Source organism: Amycolatopsis alkalitolerans, assembly GCF_006152065.1.
GTDB lineage: Bacteria > Actinomycetota > Actinomycetes > Mycobacteriales > Pseudonocardiaceae > Amycolatopsis_E > Amycolatopsis_E alkalitolerans.
In genome coordinates this window covers 37,237-62,911 of record NZ_VDFW01000005.1, presented here as the reverse complement: position 1 = coordinate 62,911, position 25,675 = coordinate 37,237, and the positions used below count along the sequence as shown (strand labels likewise).

Below are 25,675 nucleotides of genomic sequence, written 5' to 3'. Positions count from 1 at the left end.
CTCCTCTCGCCGATCCCGGGTGCCACATGCGAAAACCCTCACGGCAGAGCCCGGCCGCGACGCCGGGTGGGAGTGAGGGCGCTCGGAAGAGATTACCGGTCTCCCCCGGCGCGGCCCGGTATCGGCACGGCAGAGTGGAACACGCCACACCGCCGGCGCGCCAAATGCGCCCGGATGGACCATCCTGGACACGACATGAGTGACAAGCCCGCAGCCCCGCCACCGCGCAAAGGTGCCCGGCGGCTGATCGGCCGCACGTTCGCCAAGGCGTGGGACGGGAACATCTTCTCTGAGTCCGCGGAAGCGGCGTTCTGGCAGACGCTGTCACTGCCGCCGCTGCTGCTGGGGCTGCTCGGGAGCCTGGGCTTCATGGGCGACTGGTTCGGCGCCGGATTCGTCGCGAACGTGCACGACAAGATCATCACGTTCACCGAGCGGGTGTTCACCGGGAACGTGGTCACCCAGATCATCGTGCCCACCGTCGACGACATCCTGACCACCGGCAAGGGCGAGATCGTCTCGGTCGGGTTCGTGATCTCACTGTGGGCGGGCTCCTCGGCGATGTCCTCGTTCGTCGACGCGATCACCGTGGCGCACGGGCAGTACGGCGTGCGGAACGAGGTATGGCAACGGATCTTCGCGCTGCTGCTGTACCTGTGCGGGCTGGTCCTGCTGGTGATCGGCCTGCCGGTGATCGCGATCGGGCCGAACCTGCTCGTCGACGTGTTCCCGGACTCGTGGCAGCCGACGCTGTCGACCTGGATCGGCATCGGGTACTACCCGGTGCTGGCCGTCGGCCTGATACTCGCGCTCGCGACGCTGTACAAGCTCGCCCTGCCGAAGCGGCTGCCCTGGCACCGGGGGCTGCCGGGCGCGGCGCTGGCGATGGTGATCTTCCTGCTGTCCAGTATCGGGCTGCGCATCTACCTGACCTGGATCACTCGCACCGGGTACACCTACGGCGCGCTCGCGACACCGATCGCGTGGCTGCTGTTCACCTTCTTCATCGGGATGGCCGTGGTGGGCGGCGCGTACTTCAACGCCGCCATCCAGGAACTGTGGCCGGCGAAGATGACCCGCCGCCAGCGGCGAAGGTGGCGGCGGCTGGAGATGGAGCGCATGAGCCACGAGGATCCGGTGGAGCCCCGGACGGACGCCGAACCGCCGACGGAGCCCCGGGCCAACCCGCCTGTCGAGCCCCGGGTGGACACGAACGACCGCCCGCCGGGGCCCCCGGCGGGCGGCGCGCGGGTGCCCGATCAGTCCTCGGGGCCGGGGCGCAGGCCCTCGTAGATCTCCTTGCACGCCGGGCACACCGGCGAACCTGGCTTCGGCGAACGCGTCACCGGGAAGACTTCACCGCACAGCGCCACCACGTGCGTGCCCATGACCGCGCTCTCGGCGATCTTGTTCTTGCGCACGTAGTGGAACATCTTCGGCTGGTCGGTATCGGTTTCTTCGGTGGTCTCGGGCCGGGTGTCGGTCTCCGGCAGAGTCGTCGTGCTCATGCCCCTATGATGCCGCAGCGTGCCCGGAAGGCGAAGGCCGTCCGCGCGCCGATGTACCCGCCGCGGGCTTGGGCGCTCGCGTCGGTGAGGATGGTCCGTCGTGATCCCGATTTCCCTCTCCGGCGAGGTCGCCGACGCCGTCAACAGCGGCAGGCCCGTCGTCGCGCTCGAAAGCACTCTGCTGTCCCACGGGCTCCCGCCCGGGCGCAACCTCGACGTCGCCCGGCGACTGGAAGAGACGGTGCGTGCCGCGGGCGCGGTGCCCGCCACCATCGCCGTACTCGACGGGACGCCCGTGGCGGGACTGTCCGGCGCGCAATTGGAGCGCGTATGCGCAGCCGGCGCCGGGCTGGACAAGCTGTCGCTGCGGGATCTGGGTCCGGCGACCGGACTCGGCCGGTCCGGGGCGACGACGGTCGCGAGCACCTCGGCGCTGGCCCACCGGGCCGGGATCGGCGTGTTCGCCACCGGCGGGCTCGGCGGCGTGCACCTCGGCGCGAGCGAGTCCTGGGACGTGTCGGCCGATCTCGGTGTCCTCGCGCGCGTGCCCACGCTGGTCGTGTGCTCCGGGGTCAAGTCCGTGCTCGACATCGCCGCCACGCTGGAGGTCCTGGAGACCAGTTCGGTACCGGTGCTCGGGTACCGCACCGGGGACTTCCCGGCCTTCTACCTGCGTTCGTCCGGCCTCGCCGTGCCCTGGCGCGTCGAGGACCCCGCACAGGCCGCCGCCGTGGTCGCCGCGCACCGGCGTTACGCCGGATCCGGTGTGCTGCTGGCCAACCCGATCCCCGCCGAGTCCGAAATGGACAGAGAGCTGCACGGCCGGCTGCTCACGGAGGGGCTGGAGTTGTTGCGCGGCAACGGTATTCGCGGCAAGGACGTCACGCCCGCGCTGCTGGAACATTTCCACACCGCGAGCGGCGGCGTGAGCCTGGACGCCAACGAGGCGCTGGTGGTCTCGAACGCGAAGCTCGCCGCGGAGATCGCCGTGGAGCTGGCGTGAAGGTGATCGTGGTCGGTGATGCCGGTTTGGACGTCGTGGCCCGGCATGAGCAGGCGATCGTGCACGGCGGTGACTCCCGCGCGAAGGTCCGGTTGGAGGGCGGCGGCGCGGGCGCGAACACCGCGTTGTGGCTCGCCGCGACCGGGATGGACACCACCCTGCTGGCGCGCGTCGGGGACGACGCGGGCGGGCGGCTCATCCGCTCGGAACTGGAGGCCGCCGGCGTGCGGTGTGCCTTCGCCGTGGACTCCGAGGCCGCGACCTGCTGCGTCGTCGTGCTCGTCGATGGAGACGGCCAGCGCAGCATGTTGCCCGACCGCGGGGCGAACGCGCGATTTCGCGCCGAGGACGTCGACCCCGCGGTGCTGGCCGGCGCGGCCCATCTGCATCTGTCCGGCTATGTGCTGCTCGATCCGTCCTCGCGGCCGGGCGGGCTCGCCGCGCTGACGATCGCGCGCGAGGCGGGCCTGACCACGTCGGTGGACCCCCAGTCCGCGGCGCTGCTGAACGACCCGCCGGGGTTCCTCGACGACGTGCGCGGCGTGGACCTGCTGTTGCCGAACACCGACGAACTCGTCGCGCTGACCGGATCGGCGGATCCGGCCGCGGCACGGAAGCTGCTGGACACGGTCGGCGCGGTCGCCGTCACCGCCGGGCCGGACGGGGCGAGCTGGGTGGACGGGGACGGCGTGGTGAGCGTTCCGGCGGAGGAGGCGGAGTGCGTGGATTCGACCGGCGCCGGTGACGCGTTCGACGCCGGAGTGCTTTCGGCGCGGCTCGCCGGAACGTCCACTGTGGACGCGCTGCGGGCCGGAACCCGGCTGGGCGCCCGCGCCGTCTCGCGCGCCGGCGCGCAGCCCTAGCCTTCGATGATGCGGTGTTCGCGGTGCTCGAGCTGCCGGGCCTCGCGCTGGTAACGGCTGACTTCTTCGGCCTTCCGGGGCGGGCGGTCGTTCGCGATCAGCACCGCGATCCACGGCAGCGGCACCGAGATCACCACGAACAGCAGCGCGAGCCACCACGTGTGGTAGAAGATGCCGGCCAGGATGAGGCACGGGAACCGCATCGCCATCATCGTCATGTACTTGCGTTTGCGGGCGGCGTGTTCCTGGTCGTAGGAGGGCGCGGCCTCGGTGATGAGCACCGGGTCGGCCTCGTCCCTGGGGTCGCGGGACGAGTTGTGCACGGGGACCACCTCCTGGTCCCATGCTCCCACTCGACGCATCCGGGCGATAGCCGGGTACGGGTTCAGATTTGACACCAATCTGCGCAGAGCCGCTCGAAGATCTCCGCCGACTGCTCGAGGCGTGTCACGGAACACCATTCGTCGGTTACGTGCGCCTGTTCCGCTTCACCCGGCCCGCAGATGATCGTGGGCACGCCGCCGAACGCGGGAGTCAGCACGGACGCGTCGGTGAAGTACGTCGCCGAGCGCGCTTCGGTCTCCTCCCCGGTGACGTCGTGGACGATGCCCGCCACCGCGCGCGCCCATTCGCCTTCCGGGTCGGTCCATACCGGCGGCAGATCGACCAGCGGGCGCAGTTCGACCTCGTCGCCGGCCACGCGCGCGAGCGCGGCGAGGATTTCCGCGTGGTCCTGGCCCGCGATGGTGCGGACGTCGATGGTGGCGACGGCGCGATCGGGCACCGAGTTGGTGTTGAGCCCGCCCTCGATGGTGCCGACGTTGAGCGTCGGCGGGCCCATGATCGGGTGCGGCGCGAGGCCGAAGTCGTGCCCGGCGAGCCGGGTGATCGCACTGGCCAGCTTGTAGATCGCGTTGTCGCCGAGGTGCGGCATCGAGCCGTGCGCGGTGACGCCGGTGGCCAGCGCCTCCAGCCACAGTGCGCCCTTGTGCCCCTGTACGACGGCGTTCGCGGTCGGTTCGGCGATCACGAGGGGGCCGCTCGGCTCGTCGAGGAGGTGCTCGGCGGCGTGGCGGGCGCCGAGCGAGCCGGTCTCTTCAGCGGCGGTGAGCACGAGACGCAGCCCCGCACGCTTCGGCTGCGTCGCCGCGATCTTGGTGGCGGCGAGCACGATCGCCGCGACGCCGCCTTTCATGTCGCTCGAACCACGGCCGTAGAGCCGGTCGCCGTCGAGTTCCCCGAACGGCTCGTGCCGCCACTTGGCGGCACCGAGGGGGACGGTGTCGACGTGCCCGGACAGGCACAGCGGTGGCGTGGTCAGATCGGTGTGCCAGTCCGCGACAAGCGTGCCGCGGCCGGGCTCGTGCTCGGCGACCGTGACGATGAACCCGGCTTCTTCCAGTAGCGGGGCCAGAACCTTGAGCGCCGCGCTTTCGTTGTGGTTGACCGTGTCGAGGCCGATCAGGCTGCGGGTGAGGGCGACTACGTCGGGCATGCCGCGATCATGTCATCGACAGGTACGCGAGCGCACCTATCGCCAGCGTCTCCACCCCGGTGGCCAGCGTCGGTTCGAGCACCGGCGCGAACAGTGGCGAGTGGTTCGACGGCACGTCCTGCTCGAACCGTCCCGCGGCCATCGCCGTCAGTACCTGCTCCGGGTCCATCCCGCCGACCAGCCAGAACACCGACGGCGCCCCCGCCGCCCTGCCGAACTCGCCGAAGTCCTCGCTGCCGGTCACCAGGGGCGCCTCGATGACCCGCTCGGCCCCGAAGTGCTCGCGGAACACCGTGGTCAGGTTCGCGTTCGCGGCCTCGTCGTTCGCCGTCACGGAGAAGCTCGCCAGCGTCGTGATCTCGGGCGGTTTCGGCGCGCCGGCGGCCATCGCCTCGGCCCGCACGATCCGGTCGATCGCGGCCAGCACCTTCTCGCGCACCTGCTCGTCGAACGTGCGCACGTTGACCTCGAGCACGGCTTCGTCGGCGATGATGTTGCTCGCAGTCCCGACGTGCATCTGGCCGACGGTCACCACCGCCGACTCGGTCGCGGAGATCTCCCGCGAGACGACCGTCTGCAACCGCATCACGACCGACGCGGCCATCACTGCGGGGTCGACCGTCGTCTCGGGGCGCGAACCGTGCCCGCCACGGCCGTGCAGCACGATCCGCAGCGAGTCCGTCGCGGCCATGATCACGCCAGGGCGGGTCAGCACCCAGCCCGCCGGGCCCGGCACGACGTGCTGGCCCAGCACCACGGACGGTTTCCCCGCGATGTCGAAGAGCCCGTCGCGCATCATCGCCTTCGCCCCCGAGCCCTGCTCCTCGCCCGGCTGGACGACGACGAGCAGCGTGCCACGCCAGGCCTCCCGCCCACGCGCGAGCAGATCGGCCGCTCCACAGAGCCAGGTCGCGTGCATGTCGTGCCCGCACGCGTGCATCACCGGCACGTCCCTGCCCTCGGCGTCCTGGCCGCGTGCCCGGCTCGCGTAGGCGAGCCCGGTCTTCTCCTCCACCGGGAGCGCGTCGATATCGGCCCGCAGCATCACGACCGGGCCGTCGCCGTTGCGCAGTACGCCGAGCACGCCTGTGCCGCCGATACCCGTGTGCACGTCGTACCCCGCCGCGCCGAGGCGCCGCGCCAACTCCGCCGCCGTCCGGTGCTCGGCGAAGGACAGTTCCGGGTGTTCGTGGAGGTCGAGATACAGCTCCCGCAGCGAAGGCAGCAGGCCGTCGAGCGGCGTGAGGACGGTGGTCATCCCGCCATCCCAGCACACTCATGGGAAGATCACTCCCTGTGATTCCCGAGTTCTCCGACGAGCTGTGTGCCCGCCTGCGCGAGGCCTTCCAGCGGACGCGCTACGACGCCGATGGCGTGCTGGAGGCGCTCGGCGCCGCCGCGCACGCCGCGCTGGGCCGGGGCGAGCCCGAACTCGCGTTCCGGGTGAGCCGGTACGCCGGGGAGCTGGGCACGTTGATCCGCCTGTTCCTGCTCGGCGGCAGCGAGCCCTCGGCGGAGGTCGAGGCCGCGCTGGCGCCGGTCACAATCGAGGACGCGCTGGCGGTCGGCCTGCTGCGGGCCGACGGAGAGTCGCTCGCGGCCGGGCTCGACATCCGCCCGCACGGCGACGAGCAGGGCGAATGGTGGGTCATCTCGGATCTCGACTCCGACCTGCTGGGCGGTGAAGTGCCGCCGGAGCACGTGCTCGGGGTCGGCCACGCGTCGCTCAGCCTGATCCGCGCGACGATCCGGCGCCCGGTGGGCACCCTGCTGGATCTCGGTACCGGCTGCGGCGTCCAGGCCCTGCACGGGGCACGACACGCCCGGCGGGTGACGGCGACCGACGTCTCCGCACGTGCGCTCGCGCTCGCGGACGCCACCTTCCGGCTCAACGGGCTCGACGTCGAACTGGCGCGCGGCGAGTGGTTCGCCCCCGTCGCGCGGCGGCGGTTCGACCAGATCGTGTGCAACCCGCCGTTCGTCGTCGGGCCGCCGCGCGTCGACTACACCTACCGCGACTCCGGCCTGGCCGGGGACGACGCCTCCGCGCTCGTCGTCCGCCAGCTGCCCGCGTTCCTCACCGAGGGCGGGGTCGGCCAGCTGCTCGCGTCGTGGCTGCACGTCGACGGCGAAGACTGGGCCGACCGGGTGACACGGTGGCTGCCCCCACGGGCCGACGCCTGGTTCGTACAGCGCGACGTCGCCGATCCCGGACTGTATGTCGGGACCTGGCTCCGTGACGCCGGGATCGATCCGCGTTCACCGGAGGGCCGGGCCAAGGCGAGCGCCTGGCTGGACTGGTTCGCCGACAACAAGGTGCAAGGCGTCGGGTTCGGCTTCGTCACCCTGCGCCGCGCGGAGGTCGCGCACCCCACGATCGTGTGCGAGGACCTGCGGCACGCCTTCGACGACCCGCTGGGCCCGGAGGCCGGCGGCTGGCTGGACCGCGTCGCGTGGCTGCGCGAGCACGGGGACGACCTGCTGGCCACGCGGTTCCGGGTGCCGGCGACGGTGCTGCTGGAGACCGTCGCCGGTCCCGGTGAGGAAGGCTGGGAGACCACGATCCGCCGCCTGCACCGCACGGACGGGCCGGGCTGGCAGCATGAGCTGGACGAGCTCGCCACGGCGCTTCTCGCGGGTTGCCGGGGCGCCTTGCCGCTGTCGGACCTCCTGGAACTGCTGTCCTTCGCCCACGGCGACAGTGTGGAGGAACTTCAGGACGCGGCGCTGCCGATGGTCCGGGAGCTCGTACGGCACGGCATGCTGGAGGCGGCATGATCGACAATCGCGAAGCCCCGATCATGCGAGCCGACCGGGTGCGGGTGCCCCGCAGGACACAGGAGGCGGCGTGAGGGCGGTCGTCGCGCGGGTGACCGAAGCGAGCGTCACGGTCGAAGGCGAAATCGTGGGCGCCGTCGACGAGCCGGGGCTGCTGGTCCTTCTCGGTGTGCACAAGGACGACACACCGGACAAAGCGGTCGTCATGGCGCGGAAGCTGCACGAGTTGCGCATCCTGAACGACGAGGAATCCGTGGCGAGTACCGGCGCCCCATTACTCCTCGTGAGCCAATTCACGCTTTATGGAGACACGCGCAAAGGGCGGCGCCCTTCGTGGAGCGCCGCGGCCCGCCCGGAGGTCGCGGAAACGCTGTTCGATGCCGTCGCGAGTGAACTCCGCGGGCGCGGAACCCGTGTCAGTACTGGCAGCTTCGGCGCGAAGATGGCGGTCTCGAGCGTGAACGACGGTCCCTTCACCGTCCTGATAGAGGTCTGAACCATTCCTCTCTCAGGAGAACCTCAGGTTTGGTCGAGCAACCGGACCGGGGATATCCCCGTCCATTGGTCGAGAAGCCGGGAACGTTTTGGGGACCAAGGGCGTTGACCCAGATGTCCGGCCGACAAAGCCGGAGTCGTGTACCGGGTTTCCACAGGCTCGGTCCACGACGCGCAACCGGTGTGACGCACCAACGTGTCAGCCCGTGACCGGGGAGGCAAACATGTCAGTACAGACCCTCGAACGGAAGACTCGGCGGACCCGCGAGCGGGCTGTCCCCGAGCCGGCTCTCGAGTCCAGCGTACGCGTTCCGCCGAACCTCGACGCAGACCTCGACGCGCAGGGGCCGGCCGCAGACCTCGTCCGCGTGTACCTCAACGGCATCGGCAAGACGGCGCTGCTTTCGGCCGCCGACGAGGTCGAATTGGCCAAGCGCATCGAAGCGGGCGTGTTCGCCCAGCACATGCTCGAGACCGCGCCGGATCTGACCGATGAGCGGCGCGTGGAGCTCAAGGCGCTCATCCGCGACGGCCACCGGGCGAAGAACCACCTGCTGGAGGCGAACCTGCGGCTGGTCGTGTCGCTCGCGAAGCGGTACACCGGGCGCGGGATGCCGCTGCTGGACCTGATCCAGGAGGGGAACCTGGGTCTCATCCGCGCGGTCGAGAAGTTCGACTACTCCAAGGGGTTCAAGTTCTCCACGTACGCGACCTGGTGGATCAGGCAGGCGATCACGCGCGGGATGGCCGATCAGGGCCGCACGATCCGCCTCCCGGTGCATCTCGTCGAGCAGGTGAACAAGCTCGCCCGCATCAAGCGCGACCTGCACCAGCAACTCGGGCGCGAAGCCACCAACGACGAGCTGGCGGCGGAATCGGGCATCCCGGCGGAGAAGGTCGGCGACCTGCTCGACCACGCGCGTGACCCGGTGAGCCTGGACATGCCGGTGGGCACCGAGGAGGACGCCCCGCTCGGTGACTTCATCGAGGACTCCGAGGCGACCGACGCGGAGAGCGCGGTGATTTCCGGGCTGCTGCAGGACGATCTGCGCCGCGTGCTGGCCACGCTCGACGAGCGCGAGCAGCACGTGATCCGGCTGCGTTACGGGCTCGACGACGGGCAGCCCCGCACGCTGGACCAGATCGGCAAGCACTTCGGTCTTTCGCGCGAGCGCGTGCGGCAGATCGAGCGCGAGGTGATGGCGAAGCTGCGCCAGGGCGAGCGGGCCGAGCGCCTGCGCGCCTACGCCAGCTGATCGCCGTGTGGAATCGCCGCGTTACGCCAATCGGCAGCGTTGACATATGACGTAGATCACGGGACGGTCGAAGCAACACACTCAGGCGACAAACGTCTCCTGAGTGTGAGCTTCGCGAGGGGCGCTATGCGCCTGCTCGCTTGCCCCGGAAGGTCGGGTCCGTCGGGGTGGGCCCGGCCTTCCGATTTTCACGACTCGACGAGGCCGGCGAGCCTGTCAAGGGAAGCCTGGAGCTTGTCCGCCGTCGTAGCGCGGGCGCGGACGAGCCGCTTCTCGTCGGTCAGGCGGGACCAGTCGTAGGTGTGGGTCACCCTGGTCAGCGCATCGCCGACCGGTTCGAGCTCCCATCGCCACAGATGCCCCGGTGGCTCCTGGCCCGGTTCCGACGGGAGCCAGGCGATGCGCCGCCCCTCTTCGAACTCCACCACCCGGTTCTCCCGCGTGGCGCCGACGGTGAGCGTCATCGTGAACACCTCGCCCGTGCCGCGCACGCGCTGGCCCGCGGGGGCTTGGGCGAGATTGTCGTTTCCGTCCCACCGTGGCTGGTTCGACGGATCGGCGATCAGCTCGAAGATCCGTTCCGCGCCGGCGGCGATATCCCGGTGGGCGACTACGACCTTGGAACTTCCGGTGTCAGTGGTCACCAGCCGATTGAAGCACACCAGCCGGTCAGCGCCGGGTTTCGCGCGGTAACGTCAGCTTCCACCCGAACCGCCCGTGCAAGGGAGCCGTGCGTTGACCACCACCTCGTTCCAGTACACCGACGTGCTGCCGCTCGCCGCGGACACCGAAACCGAGTACCGGCTCGTCACGCCAGAGGGTGTCCGGGCCGTCGAAGCCGGCGGCCGGACGTTCCTCGAGGTCGAGCCCGAAGCACTCACGAAACTGGCGCGCACCGCGATCACCGACATCCAGCACCTGCTGCGCTCCTCGCATCTGGCGCAGTTGCGCGCGATCGTCGACGACCCCGAAGCCAGCGGCAACGACCGGTTCGTCGCGATGGACCTGTTGCGAAACGCCGCAATCTCGGCGGGCGGCGTGCTGCCGATGTGCCAGGACACCGGCACCGCGATCGTGATCGGCAAGCGCAGCGAAGGCGTGCTCACCGGTGGTGACGACGAGCGGGCGCTCGCGCGCGGCGTGTTCGACGCCTACCAGGAGCTGAACCTTCGCTACTCGCAGATGGCGCCGGTTTCGTTCTGGGACGAGAAGAACACGGGCACGAACCTGCCGGCGCAGATCGAGTTGTACCACAAGGACAACACAGCCGGCGCGTCCTCTCCGACCTACGAGTTCCTGTTCATGGCGAAGGGCGGCGGTTCGGCGAACAAGACTTTCCTGTACCAGGAGACGAAAGCCGTGCTGAACCCCAAACGGCTCGCGCGGTTCCTGGACGAGAAGCTGCGCGGCCTCGGCACCGCGGCGTGCCCGCCCTACCATCTGGCGATCGTCGTCGGCGGCATGTCGGCCGAGTTCAACCTGAAGGTCGCGAAGCTGGCCTCCGCGCGCTACCTGGACAACCTGCCGCGGGAAGGGTCCGAGCTCGGGCATGGGTTCCGGGACACGGGCCTGGAGCAGCAGGTGCTGGAGATGACGCGGCAGTTCGGGATCGGCGCCCAGTTCGGCGGCAAATACTTCTGCCATGACGTGCGCGTCATCCGGCTCCCCCGGCACGGCGCGTCCTGCCCGGTCGGGATCGCCGTGTCCTGTTCGGCGGACCGGCAGGCGAAGGCGAAGATCACCGCGGACGGCGTGTTCATCGAGCAACTCGAGCGCGATCCGGCGCGCTTCCTGCCGGAGGTGACCGACGAGCACCTTTCCGAAGAGGTCGTGCAGGTCGACCTCAACCGCCCGATGAGCGAGATCCGCGCGCAGCTGTCGGTGCTGCCGGTGAAGACCCGGCTGTCGCTGACCGGGCCGCTGGTCGTGGCGCGCGACATCGCGCACGCGAAGATCGCCGAGCGGCTCGAAGCGGGCGAGGACATGCCGCAGTACCTCAAGGACCACCCGGTGTACTACGCGGGCCCGGCGAAGACACCGGAGGGCTACGCCTCGGGTTCGTTCGGCCCGACGACGGCCGGGCGCATGGACTCCTACGTCGCCCAGTTCCAGGCCGCGGGCGGCTCGCTCGTGATGCTCGCGAAGGGCAACCGGTCCAAGCAGGTCACCGCGGCCTGCCGCGAGCACGGCGGCTTCTACCTCGGCTCCATCGGCGGCCCCGCCGCCCGGCTCGCGAAGGACTGCATCAAGCAGGTCGAGATGCTGGAGTACCCCGAGCTGGGGATGGAAGCCGTGTGGAAGATCGAGGTCGAGGACTTCCCGGCGTTCATCGTCATCGACGACAAGGGCAACGACTTCTTCGCCGAGACCTCGGAGCCGGTGCTGCAGATCAGCTTCCACAGTTGAACCTACCGTGTTGTACACTCAGGTAGGTAACCTGTGGGAGGCGGCTGATGACGTCCGTATCCGTCCGTGAACTCTCGTACAACCCCAGTGCCATCCTGGCCCGTGTCGAAAAGGGCGAGAGGATCGACGTGACCAGGCATGGTCACGTGATCGCCGTGTTCATTCCGCCGCCCCGCGGGCAGAGTCGCCACGACGAGCTGGTCGCCCAGGGCGTGATCCGTCCCGCCGAGCGCGGATTGACCACCAAGGACCTGGACAAGTACACGCGAATCGAGGTGCCGGAGGACGTGGACCCGCTCGCGGTCCTGCTCGACATGCGCGAGCACGAGCGGTGATCTATCTCGACGCTTCTTCCCTCGTGACGTTCGTCGTCCGGCGCCGCCACGCCGAGGCACTCGACGCGTTCCTCTCGGCGCATGAAGATACGACCTACACCAGCACGATCGGTTTCGTGGAGACTGTCCGGACCTGCGACCAGATCGGCAGCTTCCCGAACCTGATGGCGACGCTGTTACGCGACCACAACGAGATCAAGGTGACCGACGCGATCCGAGATGCGGCGGCAAGGGCGCCCGGTGCGCGGCGCTCCCTCGATGCCGTTCACGTCGCCAGCGCGGAGCAGCTCGGATCCGAACTGACCGCGCTCGTCACCTACGACAGCCGGATGGCGGAGGCCGCGCGCAAGGCGGGGCTGGCGGTCACCATGCCCGGCGCGGAGTAGGCCTACTGCACCGGGCTGGGGAAAATCCCGGCGAGCCGGTCGAGGGTGCGCTCGATCGCCTCCTTGTTCTTCCGGGGAAAGAAGCTCAGGCTGATCGCGAGCGGGAGCCGGGCCGTGGACCAGTCGAAGGTCTCGGTCACCTCCGTGCCGCCCCCGGCGGGCTTCAGCTGCCACCGCCAGCGATGGCCGTTGAAATGCCGCCACGCGATGAGCCGGTTCTCCTCGTACTCCACGACCGTGTTGAGGATCTTGTAGGGCGCGCCCATCTTCATGTCCATCCCGAACCTCGTGCCCAGTTCGAGCCGTTCCGGCCCACCGGGGCGGGCGGCCTGGACAGAGCCGGACCCGTCGAGCACCGGATGCTTCGACGGGTCCGTGAGCAGAGTGAAGATCTCTTCGGGCGGGGCGGCGACGAAGCGCGTGCCCGACACCTGGCGGCGGTTTCCCATACCCGCGACCCTAGGGGATCAACCGGGCTGCGTGACCTTCATGAGGATCACCTTGCGCTGGCCGAGCGGTTCACCCAGCGGCACCGAAAGCAGCGGGTACCGGATATCCATCGTGCACATCCGGCCCTGCAACGTCCGCTGTGTCTCGCTCAGCCTGATGACGATCTGCTGGTCGTCCGCCTGCTGCACCTCGGCGCTCGCACGACCGCAGCCGCCCTCCTCGCCGCGCAGGTAGAGCGTCTTGCCGTCCGCGCTGACGTACACCTCACGCGGGTAGTCCCCCGGCAACTGGCTGCTGTCGACCTGCGCCGCGGGCACGAGCGTGCTGCCCGGCGGCGGTTTCTGCGAACCCCAGGGCACCGGCATGGTCGGTGCCAGGGATGCCGACGAGGGCGGCGGGGTCGGCCCGGCACCGGGGCTGACGCTGTCCGTGCGCTGCCCGCAAGCGGCCGCGGTGACGAGCACGATGCCGAACCCAGCGAGCATTGCGTTCCATGTCCTTGCGGGGTTCCGCACCCAACCGGTCCTCCAGCGCGGTCGCTCCTTCGTCGCGGCCGCTTCGTGCGGTCCTTTCCACCTCATACCCAGCAGACGGAACGAACCCGGCGCCGGGTTGCACGCTCGGCTACCTCGACTTCTCCAGGCGCTCCAACGCTTCGTCGTACCCGGCGAGTAGCTCCGCGAAAATCTCGGCGACCGGGCGGATGCGGTCGATCCGCCCGATGATCTGCCCGGCCGGCATCGACACGAGGCCCGGGTCGTTCGCCTCGTGCAGCCGGTTGTGCGCATGCGAGACGAGCAGGTTCTGCAACGGCATCGGCAGCGGCTCCGGCGCGCCCGGCTGGGCCCACGCCTCGGTCCAGCGGGTCTTGAGCAGGCGGGCGGGCTTGCCGGTGTAGATACGGGTGCGGACCGTGTCCGCGGACGTCGCCGCCACCAGCGCACGCTGCATCGCCTCGGAACTCGGCATCGTCCGCAGGTATTCCTCGGTGCCGAGCCAGATCGAACCGGTCCACGCACCCGCGGCGCCGAGCGCGAGCGCCGCGGCGACCTGCCGGCCCGAACCGATCCCGCCGGCGGCGAGCACCGGGGCGCCGACCGCGTCGACGATCTCGGGCAACAGCACCATGGAACCGATCTCGCCGGTATGACCGCCGGCCTCATATCCTTGTGCCACAACGAAATCGACCCCGTTGTCGACATGTCGCCGGGCGTGCTCGGCCTTACCGGCGAGTGCCGCGACGGGCACCCCGTGGGAGTGCGCCTGCTCGATCACGTCGACCGGCGGCGAGCCGAGGGCGTTCGCGATGAGCTTGATCGGATGCTTGAGCGCGACCTCCACATGCGAGCGGGCGACCGAGTGCAGCCAGCCGAGCACGCCCGCGCGCTCCACCGTGTCCTCGGGCAGCTCGGGCACGCCCAGTTCTCGCAGCGTCCGCTCGACGAAGGCCTTGTGCTCCTCGGGGATCAGCTTGTCGAGATCGACCTGAGTGCCCTCGGCCGGGATCTTCGCGGGCATCACGATGTCGACCCCGTACGGCTTGCCGCCGGTGTTCGCGTCCATCCAGTCGAGCACGGTGTCGAGCTCACCCGCGTCGTTGAACCGGACGCACCCCAGCACGCCCAGCCCGCCCGCCTTGCTGATCGCGGCGGCGACGTGCTCCGAGGGCGTGAAGCCGATGATCGGGTACTCGATGCCGAGCTTGTCGCACAGCTCGGTGCGCATAGGTCCTCCTACTGGACGGGCTGGTTCTCGGCCGCGTAGCGCTGGGCCCACGGGTAGTCCGGTTTGCCGCTCGGGAGGCGGCCGATGTGGTCGGTGAGCCAGATCGAACGCGGCACCTTGTAGCCCGCGATCTCGGTCCGCACATGCGCTTCGATCGCGGCGAGGTCGGGCTGCTGGCCCGGCCTGGTCTCGATGATCGCCGCGACCCGCTGCCCGAGCCGTTCGTCCGGCACGCCGATGACCAGGGCGTCGAACACGTCGGGATGCGATTTCAGCGCACCCTCGACCTCCTCCGGGAAGACCTTCTCGCCGCCGGTGTTGACGCACTGCGAGCCGCGGCCCAGCAACGTGACGGTGCCGTCCTCCTCGTAGCGCGCGTAGTCGCCGGGGATGACATACCGCGCGCCGTCGATCTCGGCGAAGATCTTCGCCGACTTCTCCGGATCCTTGTAGTAGCCCACCGGCACGTGCCCGCGGCGCGCGATCCGCCCGGTGACACCCGGCGCCTTCCCGAGCACGCGGTTGTCTTCGTCGAGCAGGACGGCGTCCTTGCCGAAGTTGACCCGCGGGCCCGCCGAATGGTCGGCGTCCTTGGACACCATGCCGATCCCGGTGAACCCGCTTTCCGAGGAACCGATCGCGTCGGTCAGCACCACGTTCGGGAACGCCGCCAGATACTCCTGCTTGACCGACTGGGAGAACAGTGCGGCATGGCTCGACACCGCGACAAGCGACGACGCGTCGTAACCACCGCGGTGGTATGCCTCGATGAGCGGGCGGGCCATCGCGTCGCCGACGATCGTGAGCACCTGCACCTTGTGCTCGGCGACCTGGCGCCACACCTCGTCCGCGTCGAACTGCGGCACGAACACGACCGTCCCGCCACCGAACAGCGCGCCGAACGCGGCCCACTGCGCGGCACCGTGGATCAGCGGCGCCGCCGGCAACCGCACCATCGCGAAATCCTTGCCGTTCCGGGCGAGCGTCCACTCGTCGGGGACGTACTCGCCGGTGACGAAGTCGATCCCGCCACCGAGCGCGCGCCAGACGTCCTCATGCCGCCACACCACGCCTTTCGGGTAGCCCGTAGTGCCGCCGGTGTAGAGCATGTAGATGTCGTCGGAGCTGCGGTCCTCGAAATCACGGTTGCCTGGCTGCGCCGCGAGCGCCTTTTCGTACTCGAGGCCTTCGTACGGCTTGTCACTACCGTCTTCGACAACTAAAACGTGTTTCAGTTTCGGCGCGTCCGGCAGCACGTCCGCGACCTTGTCGGCGTAGCTGCGTTCGTGCACGAGCGCGACGAGGTCCGCATTGGTGAACAAGTACTTCAGCTCACCCTGGACATAGCGGTAGTTGATGTTGATCGCGATGGCGCGCAGCTTGTACGCCGCGTACATCGCCTCGATCATCTCGATGGAGTTTCGCGAGTACACGCCTACGTGATCCCCCTTGCCGACGCCGACGGCGGCCAGGTGGTGGGCGAGCCGGTTGGCCCGGCGGTCCAGTTCCGCATACGTGAGGCGACGCCCGCCGCACACGACCGCGGGACGATCCGGCACGACGTCCACGGCGTGCTCGAGCAGATCCGCAAGGTTGTAAGCCACTCAGCCAAAGTAGAACATGTTATTGTTTTGGGCAATGGCCAATGGGGGTAGGGATGGCTGAACCGCACGCCCTGGTTGAACAACGAGGGCATACGCTCGTGGTGACGATGAACCGGCCCGACGCCAGGAACGCCATCACCGGCGAGATGATGGCGATCATGGTCGGCGCCTGGAACCGGGTGGACGAGGACGCTTCGATCCGCTCGTGCGTGCTCACCGGCGCGGGTGGCGCCTTCTGCGCGGGCGCGGACCTGAAATCCATGGCGCGCGACTCACCCGCGGACTCCTACGAGCGCGGCACGTTCGACCCGGGCCGTATCGAGGGCCTGCTGAAGGGCCGGCGGCTGACCAAACCGCTGATCGCGGCCGTGGAAGGCCCCGCGATCGCCGGCGGGACCGAGATCCTGCAGGGCACGGATATCCGGATCGCCGGGGAGAGCGCTCGCTTCGGCGTTTCGGAAGCACGCTGGGGGCTCTTCCCGATGGGTGGTTCGGCGGTCCGGCTCCCGCGCCAGATCCCGTACACCGTGGCCGCGGAGATCCTGCTGACCGGACGGCACCTCACGGCGGCGGAGGCCAAGGAAATCGGTCTCATCGGGCATGTCGTGCCCGACGGCACGGCGCTGGAGCGGGCGCTGGAGATCGCCGGCCAGATCGCGGCGAACGGGCCCCTCGCGGTGCAGGCGATCCTGCGCACGATCCGGGACACCGAAGGCCTGCACGAGGAAGAGGCCTTCAAACTGGAGGCCCAGTACGGGTTGAAGGTCTTCCAGTCGGCGGACGCGAAGGAAGGCCCCCGCGCCTTCGCGGAGAAGCGCAAGCCGAATTTCGAGGGCCGCTGAGGCCCAACGGCCCTATCCGCCCACGCGGCGTGGGCGTTTCGTCGGCGCATGACCGTACGGGAGATCGCGCCGGACGTGTTCTGTCTCGGGCCGTCCGGCCACACGCGGACCGACGTCTACTTCGTCCGCTCGGGATCGTCGTGGGTCCTGGTCGACACCGGTTGGGCCAAGGACGCGCCGCGGATCGAGCAGGCGGCACAAACCCTGTTCGGTTCGCTCCCGGCGGCGATCCTGCTGACCCACGTCCATCCCGACCACTCCGGCTCGGCCGCGCGGCTGGCGCGCGTCTGGGACTGCCCGGTGTACCTGCACCCCGCCGAACTGCCGATCGCGAGGGGCGAGTTCGCCGCGATGGTGCGCACGGCCGGGCCGCTCGACCGGTGGGTGGTCCTGCCGATCATGCGGGCGCTCGGGAAACGGCGGCGCGAGGCGATCCTGGCGAAGTCGAGCCTGGGCGCGCACGCCTTCGACCCGCGCGACGGGGTGCCCGGCCTGCCGGACTGGGAGTGCGTCCCGACGCCCGGGCACACCCCGGGACACGTGTCGTACTTCCGTCCGCGCGACCGGGTGCTGCTCAGCGGGGACGCGCTGGTCACCGTGCGGATCGGCGCCATCCACGGTGCACTACTGCCGCGGCCCGGCCTGTCGGGCCCGCCGTGGTACACGACGTGGAACCGGGTTGCCGCGCGCGAATCCGCCGAGAAGCTGGCCCGGCTCGGACCGCGCGTGCTGGCTCCCGGCCACGGTCAGCCCATGACCGGCGACGCGCTGGCTCAGATGGCCCGCTCCCGCCCTTCCCAGTACGGGTCGCGCAGCTTTCGCTTGTACAGCTTGCCGTTCGGGTCGCGGGGCAACTCGTCGAGATAGTCGATCGACTTGGGCAGCTTGAACTTCGCGAGCCGGCCGCGCGCGTAGTCCAGCAGTTCGGCGGTGAGCTCGTCACCGGGTTCGATGCCCTCTGCCGGTTGCACGACGGCCTTGATCTCCTCGCCCCAGTCGTCGTGCGGCACCCCGAACACGGCGATGTCCGCGACCTTCGGGTGCATCACCAGCTCGTTCTCGATCTCGGCCGGATAGATGTTCACCCCGCCCGAGATGATCATGTCGTTCTTGCGGTCGTGCAAGAACAGGTAGCCGTCCTCGTCGAGGTAACCGACGTCGCCGAGGGTGAACAGGTCACCGTGCCGCGCTTTCTCGGTCTTCGCCTGGTCCTTGTGATACTCGAACGTCGACGTGCCCATCTTCATGTACACCGCACCGGGTTTCCCCGGCGGCAGCTCGTTGCCGTCGTCGTCGAGGATCTTCACGGTCGAACCCGGCCACGGGAGCCCGACGGAACCCGGTTTCCGCAGCCATTCCTCGCCGCTGATGACCGTGCCGCCGCCTTCGGTCGCGGCGTAGTATTCGGTCACGACGGGTCCCCACCAGTCGAGCATCCGGCGCTTGACCTCCGGCGGGCACGGGGCCGCGCCGTGGATCATGTTCCGCAGCGAAGACAGGTCGTAGGCGGCGCGCACCTCGTCCGGCAGCGCGAGCAGGCGCCGGAACTGGGTGGGCACCATATGGCTGTGCGTCACGCGGTACCGCGCGATCAGCCGCAGCATCTCCTCCGGGTCCCAGCGGTCCATCAGCACCGCGGTGTGCCCCAGCTGGATCGAGATCACCACGAAGTTCAGCACCGCCGTGTGATACAGCGGCGAACCGCACAGGTGCACGTGGTCGTCGAACGGCTTCAGCCCGAAGATGCCGAAGAACCAGGTGGACGCGACGGGCACCTCGTCCGGGTCCGCGCCGGAAAGCGGGCGCCGGACGCCCTTGGGGCGGCCCGTCGTGCCGGAGGTGTACAGCATGGGCGAACCGCTCGTGCGCCGCGCCGGGCGCCCCTCACCGCCGGCGCCCAGTTCCCCCACGGGCCGGAAACCGTCGACGTCCCCGACCGCGAACCGGCCCTCGGCGGGCAACCCGGCCTCGTCGGCGGCGATCTTCGCGGCCTCGGCGAACCGCTCGTGGGCGAAGAACGCCTTGGCGCCGCTGTCGGACACGATATAGGCGATCTCGTGCCCGGTCAGGTGCCAGTTGACCATCACCACGTACAGCCCCGACTGGATCGCGGCGAAATACGCGGCGACCAGTTCGTGGCTGTTGGGCTGGAGGACCACGATCGCGTCTCCTGTCTCCAACCCCAGCTCCCGCAGCCCGCGCGCGTAGGCGTTCGCCTTGTCCGCGAGGGCGCTGTAGCTGATCTCGGTGCCGTCCGGGTCGATCACCGCGGTCCGGTCCGGCTCCGCCGCCGCGATACTCCATAGACCGGTCGTGGTTCGGGTGTCCGCCGAGGTCGTCATGCGCTCGAATCTAGAACCTGTTCCACCTGCGGGCAAGTGCGCCTTGCCGCCATTTCGAGAACGTGTTTCACTTCAGGTCGTGAGTACAGTGCTGTCAGCTCCGCTCGAGGTCGGCTTCGACTACACACGTTCGCTCGGGCCGGTGCTCGGGCGCTTCGTCAACGGGCTCCGCGAACGCCGCATCGAGGGCGTCCGCGGTACGGACGGTCGCGTGCACGTCCCGCCCGTCGAATACGACCCGGTGACCGCGGCCCCGTTGACCGAGTTCGTCCGCCTCGGCGAGGAGGGCACCGTCATCTCGTGGTCGTGGATGGCCGAACCCCTGGAGGGGCAACCACTTTCGCGCCCGTTCGCGTGGGCGCTGATCAAGCTCGACGGCGCCGACACGCCGATGCTGCACGCGGTCGACGCCGACTCCCCGGCGCAGATCCGCACGGGCCTGCGGGTGCGCGTCCGGTGGGCCGACGAACTTGTGGGGCATATCCGCGACATCGCGTACTTCGTGCCCGTCGGCGCACCCGACGGAACCGCGCCCGAATCGCCTCCGGTCGCGAAACGCGAGGAGGGCGCGCCGGTCAGCATCATGATCACCCCGGTGCACCTGCACTACCAGCACTCGGCCTCTCCCGAGGAGAGCCGCTACCTGGCGGGGCTCGCGGAGGGGAAGCTGATCGGGCAGCGCTGCCCGGCCTGCGGCAAGGTCTACCTCCCGCCGCGCGGCGCGTGCCCGGTGGACGGCGTGCCGACCGCCGAAGAGATCGAACTGCCCGACACCGGCATCGTGACCACCTTCTGCATCGTCAACGTGCCGTTCCTCGGGCAGCGGATCAAGCCCCCGTATGTCGCCGCGTACATCCTGCTCGACGGGGCCGATATCGCCTTCCTGCACCTGGTGCTCGGCTGCGACGCGGCCGACGTCCGGATGGGCATGCGGGTGCGCGCCTCGTGGAAACCGCGCGAGGACTGGTGGACGAGCCTGGAGAACATCTCCCATTTCGAGCCGACCGGTGAACCGGACGCACCGTACGAGTCCTTCGCCCACCACCTGTGAGGGGTCCTTCGATGTCAGATGTCGCCGTGGTCGGGTTCGCGCAGGCGCCCAACGTCCGCCGCACCGAGGGAACAACCAACGGGGTGGAGATGCTGGTGCCCATCTTCGCCGAGGTCTTCAAGCAGACCGGATTGTCCAAAAAGGAGATCGGGTTCTGGTGCTCCGGCTCGTCGGACTACCTGGCGGGCCGGGCGTTCTCGTTCATCTCCGCGGTCGACGCCATCGGCGCGTTCCCGCCGATCCACGAGTCGCATGTGGAGATGGACGCCGCGTGGGCGCTGTACGAGGGGTGGCTGAAGATCCGCATGGGCGAGGTCGACACCGCGCTCGTATACGGGTTCGGCAAGTCCTCGGCAGGTCAGCTGCGCCGCGTGCTCGCCCTGCAACTCGACCCGTACACGGTAGCGCCGCTGTGGCCGGACTCGATCAGTATCGCCGCACTGCAGGCACGGCTCGGCCTCGACGCCGGGCTGTGGAGCGAAAAGGACCTCGCGGAGGTCGCGGCCCGCAACCGCGGCGAGGACGTCGCGGGCCTGCTCGACGCACCGTATCTCGCGGATCCGTTGCGGGCACACGACGTCGCGCCGATCACCGACGGCGCGGCCGTGATCGTCCTCGCCTCGGCCGAGCGTGCCAGGGACCTGGTCGAGCGGCCGGCACTGATCTCCGGGATCGAGCACCGCGTCGACACACCCGTGCTCGGCGCGCGCGACCTGACTCGCGCCCCCTCGGCGGAAGCGGCCGCGCAGGCGATCGGTGTCGACGGGGTCGAGGTGGCGGAGTTGCACGCGCCGTTCACGCACCAGGAGCTGATCCTGCGGTCCGCGTTCACGCTCGGCGAGCAGGTGCGGGTGAACCCCTCGGGTGGCGCACTGGCCGGAAACCCGATGTTCGCCGCGGGACTGGCCCGGATCGGCGAAGCGGCGAAGGAGATCTTCGCGGGGCGCGCGAACCGGGTGCTCGCGCACGCGACCAGCGGGCCCGTGCTGCAACAGAACCTCGTCGCGGTGATGGAAGGACTCGACTGAATGGGCAAGAAACTCGCCGCGGTACTCGGCACCGGGCAGACCCACCACCGTGCCAAGCGGACCGACGTGTCAATGCCCGGGCTGCTGCGTGAGGCGATCGATCGCGCCATGGCGGACGCGCAGGTCGAGTGGCCGGACATCGACGCGGTGGTGATCGGCAAGGCGCCCGACCTGTTCGAGGGCGTCATGATGCCGGAACTGTTCCTCGCCGATTCCCTTGGTGCGACGGGAAAACCGCTGCTGCGCGTGCACACCGCCGGTTCTGTCGGGGGATCGACGGCGCTTGTCGCGGCTTCGCTCGTGCAGGCCGGTGTGCACCGCCGGGTGCTCACGGTCGCGTTCGAGAAGCAGTCGGAATCGAACGCGATGTGGGCGCTGTCGATCATGCCGCCGTTCCAGATGCCGGTCGGCGCCGGTGCGGGCGGGTACTTCGCGCCGCATGTGCGGTCCTACATCCGCCGGTCCGGGGCGCCGGAGCACGTCGGCGCGATCGTCGCGGCGAAGGACCGGCGTAACGGCGCGCTGAACCCGCACGCGCACCTGCGGCAGAGCGACATCACCGTCGAGTCCGTGCAGGCTTCGCAGATGCTGTGGGATCCGATCCGCTACGACGAGACGTGCCCGTCCTCCGACGGCGCCTGCGCCATGGTCCTCGGGGACGAGGCCGCGGGCGACGCGGTTTCCGGTGGTGCCGCGTGGATCCACGCGACGGCGATGCGCACCGAGCCGACCACGTTCTCCGGCCGTGACCAGGTGAGCCCGCAGGCGGGTCGTGACGCGGCGGCGGCGCTGTGGGCCGAGGCCGGGATCACCGATCCGCTGTCGCAAGTGGACACCGCGGAGATCTACGTGCCGTTCTCGTGGTTCGAGCCGATGTGGCTGGAGAACCTGGGCTTCATGCCCGAGGGCGAGGGCTGGAAGCTGACGGAAGCCGGTGAGACGGCCCTCGGTGGACGGCTGCCGGTGAACGCCTCCGGCGGCGTGCTCTCGTCGAATCCCATTGGGGCGTCGGGCATGTTGCGGTTCTCGGAAGCCGCGAAACAGGTGATGGGCCGCGCGGGCGACTACCAGGTCGACGGCGCCCGCATCGCGCTGGGACACGCCTACGGCGGCGGTTCGCAGTACTTCTCGATGTGGGTAGTCGGCTCGGAGAAACCGGCCGCCTAGTGCTGCGTGATCCTGTCCGGTTTACGTTGCCGTGTTTGCCCGTGCGGTCGGTGAGTTTGCCCGCTGCGTCACTGAGTTTGCTGGTCCGGTCGCTGAGTTTGCCCACGGCCGCAGCGGTCAGCCAACTCGGTGACGCCCCGAGCCAATTCGGCGACGCCAGGGGCCAACTCGGTGCCCTGGCAGGCAAACACGCCCGCGCGTAAAGACAACAAGGTCACGAGACACTAGCCACAACCGACGAAAGGAGGCCCACCCCGCCGGGGTGGGCCTCCTTTGTGGTTCCGCTCAGGAGTAGGCGACCTGGTAGTGCTTGATGCCGTTGAGCCAGCCGGAACGCAGGCGCTCCGGCGGCGAGACCTCACGGATGTCCGGCATCTCGTCCGCGATCGCGTTGAAGATCAGGTCGATCTCGAGGCGAGCGAGGTTGGCGCCGATGCAGTAGTGCGAGCCGGTGCCGCCGAAACCGACGTGCGGGTTGTCGGCGCGCAGCACATCGAACCTCTCCGGATGGTCGAACACCTCCGGGTCGAAGTTCGCCGAGCTGTAGAACAGGCCCACCCGGTCGCCGCGCTTGATCTGCTGGCCGCCCAGTTCCGTGTCGGCCATCGCGGTGCGCTGGAACGCCACGACCGGCGTCCCCCAGCGGACGATCTCGTCCGGCGCGGTCTTCGGTCGCTGCTCCTTGTAGATCTCCCACTGGTCCGGGTGGTCGAGGAACGCCTTCATCCCGTGCGTGATGGCGTTCCGCGTGGTTTCGTTGCCCGCCACGGAAAGCAGGATGACGAAGAACCCGAACTCCTCGGAGTTGAGTGACTCGCCGTCGACGTCGGCGTGGACGAGCTTGGTGACGATGTCGTCCATCGGGCACCGGCGGCGGTCCTCGGCCATGTTCCACGCGTAGCCGACCAGTTCGGCCGACGCGGCCATCGGCTCGACCTCGTACTCGGGATCGTCGTAGCCGATCATCTGGTTGGACCACTCGAAGATCTTGCCGCGATCCTCCTGGGGGATGCCGATCAGCTCGGCGATCGCCTGCAGCGGGAGCTCGCAGGCGACCTCCTGGACGAAGTCGCCGGACCCCTTCTGCCTGGCCTCGCGCACGATCCGCGCGGCGCGCTCGCGCAAGGTGTCCTCGAGCTTGTTGATCGCGCGCGGGGTGAACCCCTTCGAGACGATCCGGCGCAGCTTCGTGTGCTGCGGCGCGTCCATGTTGAGCAACACGAGCCGGTTGGCGTCCATCCCCTCCGGCGTCATGGTCTCGTCGAAACGGATGATCGCCAGCTTTTCCTGCGAGGAGAACAGGTCGCTGTCACGCGAGACCGCCTTGACGTCCTCCAGGCGCGTCACGACCCAGAAGCCGTCGTCGCCGAAGCCGGCGATGTTGTGCGGTTGGGCGTTCCACCACACCGGAGCCGTCCGCCGCAGCTCAGCGAACTCCTCGAGCGGGAGTCGTTGCGCGTACAGATCGGGGTCGGTGAAATCGAAGCCGGCAGGGATCATCGGTGTTGCCACGGCTACCTCCCGAGGATGCCACATCGTCGTGGAACACGTTCTAGAGCAGATTGAAGCATACGGCGTTAACTAAAGATAGACCTTGGGTGATACCTGTTTACTTTTTCGATTAGGATCTTGAAACTCCTGGTAGAACACGTCTCCAATCAACGCGGCCACGCCAAGGCTGACCTGCGGATCGCTTGCCCAATACTGAAACTTGTTCTAGTTTGAAAGCCGGGTTGGGCAACTTCGGACAAAGGAGACCACGGTGGGCGAACCCGTCATCGTCGAGGCCGTGCGGACCCCGATCGGCAGGCGGCGCGGCTGGCTGTCCGGGCTGCACGCGACCGAGCTGCTGGGCGCCACGCAGGCCGGCCTGCTCGAACGGACCGGGATCGACCCGGCGCTCGTCGAGCAGATCATCGGCGGTTGCGTCACGCAGGCCGGCGAGCAGGCCGGCAACGTGACCCGCACGGCATGGCTGCACGCCGGCCTCCCCCAGACGACGGGCGCGACCTCGATCGACGCGCAGTGCGGCTCGGCACAGCAAGCCACCCATCTGATCGCCGGGCTCATCTCCGCGGGCGCGATCGACGTCGGCGTCTCCTGCGGCGTCGAGGCGATGAGCCGCGTCCCGCTCGGTGCGAACCGGGGGGTGGACGTCGGCCAGCCGCGACCGGACTCGTGGTCGGTCGATATGCCCAACCAATATGGCGCGGCCGAGCGCATCGCGACCAACCGCGGCCTGACCCGCGAGGACGTCGACCGGTTCGGCGTCGCCTCGCAGGCCAAGGCCGCTGCCGCGTGGGCGCAGGGCCGGTTCGATCGCGAGATCGTCCCGGTCAAGGCGCCGGTGCTCGACGAGAACGGCGCACCGACGGGCGAAACCCGGCTGGTCAGCCGGGATCAGGGGCTGCGCGACACCACGCTCGAAGGCCTGGCGAAGCTCAAGCCCGTCCTCGAGGGCGGTGTGCACACCGCCGGCACCTCCTCACAGATCTCCGACGGCGCTTCGGCCGTCCTGCTCATGGACGCCGCGCGCGCCCGCGAACTCGGCCTGCGGCCACGAGCGCGGATCCGCGCTCAGGCACTCGTCGGCGCCGACCCGTACTACCACCTGGACGGTCCGATCCAGGCCACCGAACGCGTGCTGCGGCGCGCCGGCATGACGATCGGCGATCCGGACCTGTTCGAGGTCAACGAGGCCTTCGCGTCGGTCGTCCTTTCGTGGCAACAGGTTCACCGGCCGGACCCGGCCAGGGTGAACGTCAACGGCGGCGCGATCGCGCTCGGGCATCCGGTCGGCAGCACCGGGGCCCGGCTCATCACCACGGCATTGCACGAGCTCGAACGCCGTGACGCGAGCACCGCCCTGATCACAATGTGCGCCGGCGGCGCGCTGTCGACAGGCACGATCCTCGAGCGGATCTAGCGACGGCAGCGCACC

26 protein-coding genes are annotated in these 25,675 nt (G+C 69.4%); 15 read left to right on the top strand and 11 right to left on the bottom strand.

Translation table 11 applies throughout. From position 1 onward, the window contains the following. Nucleotides 1–195: 195 nt before the first annotated feature. Nucleotides 196–1,293 (top strand): YihY/virulence factor BrkB family protein, encoded by a 1,098-nt coding sequence (locus tag FG385_RS07905; protein ID WP_139095970.1) that lies wholly within the window; start codon nt 196–198, stop codon nt 1,291–1,293. Here the strand turns inward: FG385_RS07905 and FG385_RS07900 are convergent. Next, the gene (locus tag FG385_RS07900) at nt 1,260–1,508 is read right to left on the bottom strand and encodes a DUF3039 domain-containing protein (protein ID WP_139095969.1); all 249 of its coding nucleotides are present in this window, start codon (nt 1,506–1,508) and stop codon (nt 1,260–1,262) included. The genes FG385_RS07905 and FG385_RS07900 overlap by 34 nt on opposite strands. A gap of 100 nt (nt 1,509–1,608) precedes the next feature. Between FG385_RS07900 and FG385_RS07895 the strand changes: the two genes are divergently transcribed. Then, the gene (locus FG385_RS07895) at nt 1,609–2,511 is read left to right on the top strand and encodes a pseudouridine-5'-phosphate glycosidase (RefSeq protein WP_139095968.1); all 903 of its coding nucleotides are present in this window, start codon (nt 1,609–1,611) and stop codon (nt 2,509–2,511) included. Then, nucleotides 2,508–3,374, top strand: coding sequence for a carbohydrate kinase family protein (locus FG385_RS07890; protein ID WP_139095967.1), 867 nt, complete (start codon nt 2,508–2,510; stop codon nt 3,372–3,374). The genes FG385_RS07895 and FG385_RS07890 overlap by 4 nt, the downstream gene beginning before the upstream one ends. Here FG385_RS07890 and FG385_RS07885 read toward each other — a convergent pair. The 3 genes from FG385_RS07885 to FG385_RS07875 are packed head-to-tail and all read right to left on the bottom strand — an operon-like array spanning nt 3,371 to nt 6,127. Further along, the gene (locus FG385_RS07885; RefSeq protein WP_139095966.1) at nt 3,371–3,736 is read right to left on the bottom strand and encodes a DUF3099 domain-containing protein; all 366 of its coding nucleotides are present in this window, start codon (nt 3,734–3,736) and stop codon (nt 3,371–3,373) included. The two genes, FG385_RS07890 and FG385_RS07885, sit on opposite strands and share 4 nt — an antisense overlap. Before the next feature lie 23 nt (nt 3,737–3,759). Then, entirely contained in the window at nt 3,760–4,869 is a 1,110-nt protein-coding gene (locus FG385_RS07880; protein ID WP_139095965.1) for a M20 family metallopeptidase, read from the bottom strand. Nucleotides 4,870–4,876: 7 nt separating this feature from the next. Beyond that, the gene (locus FG385_RS07875) at nt 4,877–6,127 is read right to left on the bottom strand and encodes an amidohydrolase (RefSeq protein ID WP_139095964.1); all 1,251 of its coding nucleotides are present in this window, start codon (nt 6,125–6,127) and stop codon (nt 4,877–4,879) included. Nucleotides 6,128–6,168: 41 nt separating this feature from the next. On the opposite strand from FG385_RS07875, the gene FG385_RS07870 reads away from it, so the two are divergent. From FG385_RS07870 to FG385_RS07860, 3 genes are all read left to right on the top strand, one after another. Beyond that, the gene (locus FG385_RS07870) at nt 6,169–7,647 is read left to right on the top strand and encodes a DUF7782 domain-containing protein (protein ID WP_139096163.1); all 1,479 of its coding nucleotides are present in this window, start codon (nt 6,169–6,171) and stop codon (nt 7,645–7,647) included. Between the two features lie 70 nt (nt 7,648–7,717). Further along, a complete protein-coding gene (gene dtd / locus FG385_RS07865) occupies nt 7,718–8,143 on the top strand; it encodes a D-aminoacyl-tRNA deacylase (protein WP_139095963.1) in 426 nt (141 codons plus the stop codon). 223 nt (nt 8,144–8,366) lie between these two features. Then, the gene (locus FG385_RS07860) at nt 8,367–9,398 is read left to right on the top strand and encodes a sigma-70 family RNA polymerase sigma factor (RefSeq protein ID WP_139095962.1); all 1,032 of its coding nucleotides are present in this window, start codon (nt 8,367–8,369) and stop codon (nt 9,396–9,398) included. Nucleotides 9,399–9,586: 188 nt separating this feature from the next. On the opposite strand, the gene FG385_RS07855 is transcribed toward FG385_RS07860, so the two are convergent. Next, the gene (locus FG385_RS07855; RefSeq protein WP_139095961.1) at nt 9,587–10,042 is read right to left on the bottom strand and encodes an SRPBCC family protein; all 456 of its coding nucleotides are present in this window, start codon (nt 10,040–10,042) and stop codon (nt 9,587–9,589) included. Nucleotides 10,043–10,133: 91 nt separating this feature from the next. Here FG385_RS07855 and FG385_RS07850 point away from each other — a divergent pair, with 91 nt between their 5' ends. The 3 genes from FG385_RS07850 to FG385_RS07840 are packed head-to-tail and all read left to right on the top strand — an operon-like array spanning nt 10,134 to nt 12,525. Further along, a complete protein-coding gene (locus tag FG385_RS07850; protein ID WP_139095960.1) occupies nt 10,134–11,804 on the top strand; it encodes a fumarate hydratase in 1,671 nt (556 codons plus the stop codon). A 47-nt stretch (nt 11,805–11,851) separates the two neighbouring features. Further along, a complete protein-coding gene (locus tag FG385_RS07845; protein ID WP_139095959.1) occupies nt 11,852–12,139 on the top strand; it encodes a type II toxin-antitoxin system Phd/YefM family antitoxin in 288 nt (95 codons plus the stop codon). Beyond that, complete coding sequence (locus tag FG385_RS07840; protein WP_139095958.1) at nt 12,136–12,525, top strand: PIN domain-containing protein; 390 nt, start codon at nt 12,136–12,138, stop codon at nt 12,523–12,525. The genes FG385_RS07845 and FG385_RS07840 overlap by 4 nt, the downstream gene beginning before the upstream one ends. 2 nt (nt 12,526–12,527) lie before the next feature. Here FG385_RS07840 and FG385_RS07835 read toward each other — a convergent pair whose 3' ends face one another. The 4 genes from FG385_RS07835 to FG385_RS07820 form a co-directional block, all read right to left on the bottom strand. Then, complete coding sequence (locus FG385_RS07835) at nt 12,528–12,974, bottom strand: SRPBCC family protein (protein WP_139095957.1); 447 nt, start codon at nt 12,972–12,974, stop codon at nt 12,528–12,530. A gap of 18 nt (nt 12,975–12,992) precedes the next feature. Beyond that, nucleotides 12,993–13,460, bottom strand: coding sequence for a hypothetical protein (locus FG385_RS07830; RefSeq protein WP_139095956.1), 468 nt, complete (start codon nt 13,458–13,460; stop codon nt 12,993–12,995). 139 nt (nt 13,461–13,599) lie between these two features. Next, nucleotides 13,600–14,700 (bottom strand): NAD(P)H-dependent flavin oxidoreductase, encoded by a 1,101-nt coding sequence (locus FG385_RS07825; protein WP_139095955.1) that lies wholly within the window; start codon nt 14,698–14,700, stop codon nt 13,600–13,602. A gap of 8 nt (nt 14,701–14,708) precedes the next feature. Then, on the bottom strand, nt 14,709–16,304 hold the full coding sequence (locus tag FG385_RS07820; RefSeq protein ID WP_139095954.1) for an acyl-CoA synthetase: 1,596 nt from the start codon (nt 16,302–16,304) through the stop codon (nt 14,709–14,711). 53 nt (nt 16,305–16,357) lie between these two features. On the opposite strand from FG385_RS07820, the gene FG385_RS07815 reads away from it, so the two are divergent. Next, a complete protein-coding gene (locus FG385_RS07815) occupies nt 16,358–17,146 on the top strand; it encodes a crotonase/enoyl-CoA hydratase family protein (protein ID WP_139095953.1) in 789 nt (262 codons plus the stop codon). A 48-nt stretch (nt 17,147–17,194) separates the two neighbouring features. After that, nucleotides 17,195–18,013, top strand: a complete 819-nt coding sequence (locus tag FG385_RS07810; RefSeq protein WP_139095952.1) for an MBL fold metallo-hydrolase — start codon at nt 17,195–17,197, stop codon at nt 18,011–18,013. On the opposite strand, the gene FG385_RS07805 is transcribed toward FG385_RS07810, so the two are convergent. Then, nucleotides 17,920–19,488, bottom strand: a complete 1,569-nt coding sequence (locus tag FG385_RS07805) for an acyl-CoA synthetase (RefSeq protein ID WP_139095951.1) — start codon at nt 19,486–19,488, stop codon at nt 17,920–17,922. The genes FG385_RS07810 and FG385_RS07805 overlap by 94 nt on opposite strands. Before the next feature lie 79 nt (nt 19,489–19,567). Here FG385_RS07805 and FG385_RS07800 point away from each other — a divergent pair, with 79 nt between their 5' ends. Genes FG385_RS07800 through FG385_RS07790 form a run of 3 tightly spaced genes read left to right on the top strand, consistent with a single transcriptional unit; the run spans nt 19,568 to nt 22,734 of the window. Further along, nucleotides 19,568–20,539, top strand: coding sequence for a Zn-ribbon domain-containing OB-fold protein (locus FG385_RS07800; protein WP_235022439.1), 972 nt, complete (start codon nt 19,568–19,570; stop codon nt 20,537–20,539). Between the two features lie 11 nt (nt 20,540–20,550). Then, a complete protein-coding gene (locus FG385_RS07795; protein WP_139095949.1) occupies nt 20,551–21,567 on the top strand; it encodes a thiolase domain-containing protein in 1,017 nt (338 codons plus the stop codon). Then, nucleotides 21,568–22,734, top strand: coding sequence for a thiolase domain-containing protein (locus tag FG385_RS07790; RefSeq protein ID WP_139095948.1), 1,167 nt, complete (start codon nt 21,568–21,570; stop codon nt 22,732–22,734). A 285-nt stretch (nt 22,735–23,019) separates the two neighbouring features. On the opposite strand, the gene FG385_RS07785 is transcribed toward FG385_RS07790, so the two are convergent. Further along, nucleotides 23,020–24,246 carry a cytochrome P450 gene (locus FG385_RS07785; protein ID WP_139095947.1) on the bottom strand — a complete coding sequence of 409 codons (1,227 nt, stop codon included), beginning with the start codon at nt 24,244–24,246 and terminating at the stop codon, nt 23,020–23,022. Between the two features lie 250 nt (nt 24,247–24,496). On the opposite strand from FG385_RS07785, the gene FG385_RS07780 reads away from it, so the two are divergent. After that, entirely contained in the window at nt 24,497–25,660 is a 1,164-nt protein-coding gene (locus FG385_RS07780; protein WP_139095946.1) for a steroid 3-ketoacyl-CoA thiolase, read from the top strand. Nucleotides 25,661–25,675: the final 15 nt, after the last annotated feature.

Bases quoted from the DNA above. Each gene is read 5' to 3' on its own strand.
- FG385_RS07810 (WP_139095952.1), top strand. From the start codon at position 17,195: ATGACCGTACGGGAGATCGCGCCGGACGTGTTCTGTCTCGGGCCGTCC.
- FG385_RS07885 (WP_139095966.1), bottom strand. From the start codon at position 3,736: ATGCGTCGAGTGGGAGCATGGGACCAGGAGGTGGTCCCCGTGCACAAC.
- FG385_RS07875 (WP_139095964.1), bottom strand. From the start codon at position 6,127: ATGACCACCGTCCTCACGCCGCTCGACGGCCTGCTGCCTTCGCTGCGG.
- FG385_RS07830 (WP_139095956.1), bottom strand. From the start codon at position 13,460: ATGCTCGCTGGGTTCGGCATCGTGCTCGTCACCGCGGCCGCTTGCGGG.
- FG385_RS07845 (WP_139095959.1), top strand. From the start codon at position 11,852: ATGACGTCCGTATCCGTCCGTGAACTCTCGTACAACCCCAGTGCCATC.
- FG385_RS07815 (WP_139095953.1), top strand. From the start codon at position 16,358: ATGGCTGAACCGCACGCCCTGGTTGAACAACGAGGGCATACGCTCGTG.
- FG385_RS07900 (WP_139095969.1), bottom strand. From the start codon at position 1,508: ATGAGCACGACGACTCTGCCGGAGACCGACACCCGGCCCGAGACCACC.
- FG385_RS07880 (WP_139095965.1), bottom strand. From the start codon at position 4,869: ATGCCCGACGTAGTCGCCCTCACCCGCAGCCTGATCGGCCTCGACACG.
- FG385_RS07790 (WP_139095948.1), top strand. From the start codon at position 21,568: ATGGGCAAGAAACTCGCCGCGGTACTCGGCACCGGGCAGACCCACCAC.
- FG385_RS07860 (WP_139095962.1), top strand. From the start codon at position 8,367: ATGTCAGTACAGACCCTCGAACGGAAGACTCGGCGGACCCGCGAGCGG.
- FG385_RS07905 (WP_139095970.1), top strand. From the start codon at position 196: ATGAGTGACAAGCCCGCAGCCCCGCCACCGCGCAAAGGTGCCCGGCGG.
- FG385_RS07835 (WP_139095957.1), bottom strand. From the start codon at position 12,974: ATGGGAAACCGCCGCCAGGTGTCGGGCACGCGCTTCGTCGCCGCCCCG.
- FG385_RS07825 (WP_139095955.1), bottom strand. From the start codon at position 14,700: ATGCGCACCGAGCTGTGCGACAAGCTCGGCATCGAGTACCCGATCATC.
- FG385_RS07795 (WP_139095949.1), top strand. From the start codon at position 20,551: ATGTCAGATGTCGCCGTGGTCGGGTTCGCGCAGGCGCCCAACGTCCGC.
- FG385_RS07805 (WP_139095951.1), bottom strand. From the start codon at position 19,488: ATGACGACCTCGGCGGACACCCGAACCACGACCGGTCTATGGAGTATC.